The organism is Bacillus sp. JJ1122, assembly GCF_036964885.1.
GTDB lineage: Bacteria > Bacillota > Bacilli > Bacillales > Cytobacillaceae > Mesobacillus.
This window is the reverse complement of sequence record NZ_JBALQL010000045.1, coordinates 10,403-15,808: the sequence shown is the minus strand read 5'-3', so window position 1 is coordinate 15,808 and position 5,406 is coordinate 10,403. Positions and strand designations below refer to the sequence as shown.

The window sequence follows — 5,406 nt, the reverse complement described above, 5'->3', positions numbered from 1 at the left end:
AAAAATTTTATAATTTCCTGATCAACGAAAAAAGCTTGAGGAATTTGAACCTCAAGCTTTTGTACTTTCATTGATCGAATTATTCAGCTAGGACTTTGCCTGTGTCTGCAGTTACAAATTGGTCGAAGAACTCGAGAATTGTGCGGTTAAAAAGAATTTCATTCGACTTCTTCGAGAAACCGTGCCCTTCGTCATCCAGGACAAGATATTTTACATCCCTTCCTTTATCTTTCAGTGCTTTTACGATTTGGTCGGATTCCTGCTTCACAACCCTTGGATCGTTAGCTCCCTGGATGATTAACATTGGCTTTGTCATGGTATCCAGATACGTGATTGGAGAATACTCCGTGAGCTTGTCGAAATCCTTAACTGGATCGCCAACCCATTGATTCATGACTGGTTTCCAGTGCTCTGGTACTGATTCGATAAACGAGAAGAGATTGGACGGACCGAAAATATCTACTACTGCCTTGAAATACTCCGGATGGCGCCCATGCAATAATAGAGCCATATAACCGCCAAAACTGCCGCCCATTAATAAAGTTTTGTCTCGATCTGCAAGCCCATTTTCGTAGAGGTATTCAAGACCTGCAATATTATCCAGGCGAGGTCCCTCTCCCCAATTTCCTTCAACCATTTTTGTAAACGAAAGACCGTATCCAGTTGATCCGCGGAAATTTGGCGCGAAAATGCTATAACCTCGATTCACGAGAAATTGGAACATTGCACGGAAATTATTACGCTCTGCTGCCTGCGGTCCACCGTGCGGCCATAGTATAACGTGACCATTATCTGCCTCTTCTTTTGGTCTGAAGAATAATGCCTCTATAGGGAGCCCGTCAAAAGATGCGTAAGTCAGGACTTCAGGCTGTGCAAGGGCGTTATCTTTTACTCCCGGGACTGCCAGATTGGTCAACTGCTTCCATTTAGGACTGCTCGCTTCTTTTTGAAAAATATTATACGGCTTTGCAGCTGAACCGGCTAAAAGATAGATATTACCGCTCTTCGCTACTGCTATACCCTGGACGACTGTGGCAGGCAATTCTACTTTTTTATAAAGTCCAGTTTCTAATTCATATCGATACAAATAATCATTTACACCCTTTGATGTTAACATATAAAGTGATTGTGAATTTTTATCATATCGAACCGTTTCAATTTCTTCTTTTTCAATATCAAGTACCTTTGTAAAAATCAAGGTATCCAGATTGAATTTTGCCAGGTAGGAAAAGTCCTCGTCAAATGTAGTGACAAAGAAATAGTCTCTCTCGACAAATACACCCTCGCCAACTGTATACTGTTCATCGGTTTCTGGTGTAAGAGAGTAGGATTGCCCATCCTGAAGGACGTAGCCCGGCGCATATGTATTTGCAAATTGTTTTACATACACAAAGCTGTTTTCATCCTTATTCACATTTACTAAAAAGCTGGCTGCCTCGGACCCTTCAAGCAATAGGCTTTCTTCGCCTGTTTCAATATCATATTGATAGATATTTAGATACATTTCATTTCCTTTAGTGGAAGTATAATAAAGTCTGCTTCCGTCTTTAGATAAAATTGGATTCATATGGCGTTCGCCATCGGCTACCCGAAGGTCAACCAGTTCTCCGCCAGCAGGAGAAAGTGCATATAACTGGGCATTTTCATCCCCATCATGATCAAAACCCACAACCATATAACTTCCATTTTCTGAATATCTTAAGGCATGACAGCTCTGATCAACAAATGTGAGTGGGTATGGATATTGATTTGGCAAATCCATTGCCCACAAATTATACTTTCCAGTAAGATTGGTGCTGAAAACGACTTGTTTTTCGTCTGGACTTACTGTAAACGCTTGAATATGGATGTGCGATAAAAATTCTCGATATCCGGTTTGTTAAAATTCACCAAAAAAACCCACCCCTATTTTCTAAAATTATACATTTAACTATACTGACAACTTATCCGAAAAATTCTGAAATGTCTAGTAAATATATCTAACATTAGAAAAAAGGATGGAATCATTGTATTGATTCCATCCCTTGATGCATTTGATTTAATTAGAAGTTTTCAAAAAATGTTTTAATGACATCTGCACCGCCAATGAATGTTCCGATTGATGCTCCAATATTTGACAGTACAACAATCAGAAGGATCCGGCTTACCTTATTGCGCCAGAATCCTTTTACACTAAATACATCTTCTGACAGAGTTTCAAAGTCCTTAACGCTCGGACGACGAATATAGGCTTGGGCAAGACCAGCAAACCAGCCAGCTGCCAGCAATGGATGCAGTGCAGTGAACGGTGCTGCCACAAATGCAGTAAGAATCGTTAATGGATGCCCCATTGCAATAGCTGTTCCAAGTGCTGAAAGTGATCCCGTCCATAGAATCCAGCTTACGGATTGATCAAGTCCTGCATTCGGATTTGCAAAAAATGTAATCACGATAAGTGCAACAATCATAATCGGAAGTGCCCAGCCGATGATTTTCGGCCATTTAGATTTAGGGGGAATAGCGTTTAACTTCTTTAAATCCTGATCTTTTTTAATTTCTTCTTTAATACCAGGTACGTGCGCAGCCCCAAGGACTGCGACAATCTTTTCACCCGGCGCATCCTTAATTTTCTGGGCAAGATACTGATCTCGCTCATCAATTAAAGGCTTCTTTAAACGCGGGAAACTTTCAGTAAATTCATTGAGCATGGCATTGATGGTATCCTGCTCCTTCATCTTCTCCAGTTCTTCCTCAGAAATACTGTCATGGCTGAATATACTGGTGATGATTTGAGTGAGCAGCATGGATTTCCCTCTCAGACCAAGATTGCCCCAAATTCGTGAAAAAGTAATCTGGATATTCCGGTCAGCTAGCACTAGATTCGCGCCTACTTCTTTAGCGGATTCGATTCCCTGGACCATTTCCTGTCCCGCTTTAATTCCAAGTTCCTTAGCCATACGGTTTTGGAAAGAAGAAATTGCAAGATTCATTAATAGCAATGACGCTCGCTTTTGCTTGATGACCTGGATAATGTCCATTTCCTTCCACTTGGCACCTTCAGTGATCGTTTGATACCTTTGTTCATCCAGCTCTACACAAACGGAATCAGGTCTTTCGGCTTCAATAACTTCCTTTACTTGCTCCGCGCTGTGTTTTGAAACGTGTGCAGTGCCAATCAATATGTATTCTTTTCCATCTAAATTAATTCTCGTTATGTTATCCTCGATCATAGATACCTTCCTTTAAATAGACCAAGCGGCCATGCCCAGCGGCAAACCATTTTGTACAGTCTTATATATTAAACTTTTAAACAATGTTAGTGTTTCATTTTTCCATTATAACATGAACCATTGGTCTAATTACCAAAGAATCTATCATTTGATTCACTTACTTTTATGAATTGACTGTAATGTTTGAATTAAATAGGAAATTCTGATTGCGTGGCTACAAAACATTAAGATTTATTCAAATCAAGTGATGCACCTTATAATCGAAATAGCTCTTATTTTACTAAAGGGACAAGCTTGAACCGTTTAATACCCGAGGATGATTTCAATGAAGGTTATTGGAACAATCTAATCCTTTTTTTCATCCCTTAGGTGGTTCCAATGAAAACAAAAAACTGCACAAGAGTCATAATTTCTGACTACTTGTGCAGCTTTTCTGTTCCTTACTTGTCATTTACTTGGAATAAGTTGTTTTCAGCTTAGTTGATTTTCGGTTATTCATCATTTTTTTAACAACAGGATACAAAACTGGTCCCCATTTGATGGCCATTCTGATTAATTTATTCATGAGTCTTACCTCCTCATTTGTTACTATATATATACCCGGGCTATAGGTAAGACAATCCTGCATTTTTTTGGAAGATTCTTTTTTGCAGCTATAAAAAACAAACCCCAATCCCATAGGAATCGGGGTATCACCATGATTTTTATTTTGCAGGGGAAAGTTCACTTTCAGTAACCCACTGGTGATTTGTTACTTTTTCAGAACGGTCAGTAGGAGTAAAATCCACCATGTATACTGTCGTTTGCTCCGCTGTATCGATTACTGCCTTTGCTCCCTTCATACCTTCCATATGATCCGTATTAATGATTGCCTCATCACCAGCTTTTAATGGCTGATCCCCGGCATCCTTCAGCTCTTCATGGATAACCCACTTATGATTTTCTACCCTTGGACCGCCGTTCGTCGGGTCATATGACAAAGAATAAACAACCGTATCATAAGCACCAACAATTGTAGCTTCAGCACCATCCATGCCCGGCATATGGTCTTCAGTAATGATCGCCTTGCTGCCAACTTTATAGGCAGGGTTTTCTTCATTTTTCAAACCTTCAGGAAGCTCCCCTGAACCAGAATGCTCCATATTGGAATGACTGCTATGTTCTCCACTGCTCTCCTTGCCATCGTTTTCTGATTGATCCCCAGAACAAGCAGATAAAAAGAACGCAGTTGCAACGGAAATCATCAACATTAAAAATTTCCTATTAATTATCATAAATTATCTCTCCTCTATAGTTGATAAGTAATTTATAACAGGAAATTGTGCAGAAAATATCGAGCAGCTATTTAGAAGAGTTTTTTTATAAAAACACGCTCTTAAAAAAACTGTTGTGTCATCCATTTTTTTTATCTATTCTGGGTAACCAAAACCTTTTTTGGTGTCTTATTTTTCAAAGTTTTCCAATTAGGTAATTCTTAGTTCTTAATGATGAACTTTAAATCCAATATTTAACTTTCTCGGACACTAAGGAGCGTTATTTGTTATCTGTTTTTCAAATTTTTCACTATTTTGGTCACCAAGGAGCCTTAGTGGTGACCTTTTTTAGTATCCCAACCAACATGAAAAAACTGTAGACTAGCTCGCTTTTATCGAGTTAGTCTACAGTTTGAACCTCTCTTCATCCAAAGAGAGTTCCTAAACGATGATCACTATTTTCCTTCGCGAATTTCCATGATACTTTTTCCGCCTGCGAATGCATGGATCGTGTTTATATTTCCCATTGTCTTGAATCCATACCGATTATATACCTTTTCTACCTGGTCGCTGATTGGGAACACCCATAAGTGGCTGAACCCTCTATCATGGACTTCCTGCTGGATATGGCGTATCAACTTGCCAATCAAGCCTTTTCCACGGTATTTCTCTAATGTGGCAACACTTTCAAGTCTCGCCTGGTTTCCATCATGAAAAATACACGCAGTTGAACAAGCGACTCCCTTATACCTAAGCAGATAGTGAGTAAATCCAGGATGCTTGATTTCTTCCTTTAATGCCTTTTCCCTTATTGCCCCGCCGAATTCTTTGATGGTAATCTCAATATCGATTGCTTCCCGAAGGTTCTTTTCAGTTACCTTTTCGATTGAAAAATCCTCACCTAATACAGAATCTGAGATATTGTTGTCCCATAGTTGTACAGG

General features: G+C 39.4%; 4 protein-coding genes. All 4 read right to left on the bottom strand.

The genetic code is table 11. The annotated features are described in order from the left end of the window. Positions 1-79: 79 nt before the first annotated feature. The gene (locus V7201_RS21625) at positions 80-1,669 is read right to left on the bottom strand and encodes a S9 family peptidase (protein ID WP_335378823.1); all 1,590 of its coding nucleotides are present in this window, start codon (positions 1,667-1,669) and stop codon (positions 80-82) included. 373 nt (positions 1,670-2,042) lie between these two features. Further along, positions 2,043-3,209 (bottom strand): TraB/GumN family protein, encoded by a 1,167-nt coding sequence (locus V7201_RS21620; RefSeq protein ID WP_335378822.1) that lies wholly within the window; start codon positions 3,207-3,209, stop codon positions 2,043-2,045. Positions 3,210-3,913: 704 nt separating this feature from the next. Then, positions 3,914-4,480, bottom strand: coding sequence for a YdhK family protein (locus V7201_RS21615; RefSeq protein ID WP_335378870.1), 567 nt, complete (start codon positions 4,478-4,480; stop codon positions 3,914-3,916). Positions 4,481-4,917: 437 nt separating this feature from the next. Further along, on the bottom strand, positions 4,918-5,406 hold a 489-nt coding region (locus V7201_RS21610; RefSeq protein ID WP_335378821.1), incomplete at its 5' end, for a GNAT family N-acetyltransferase.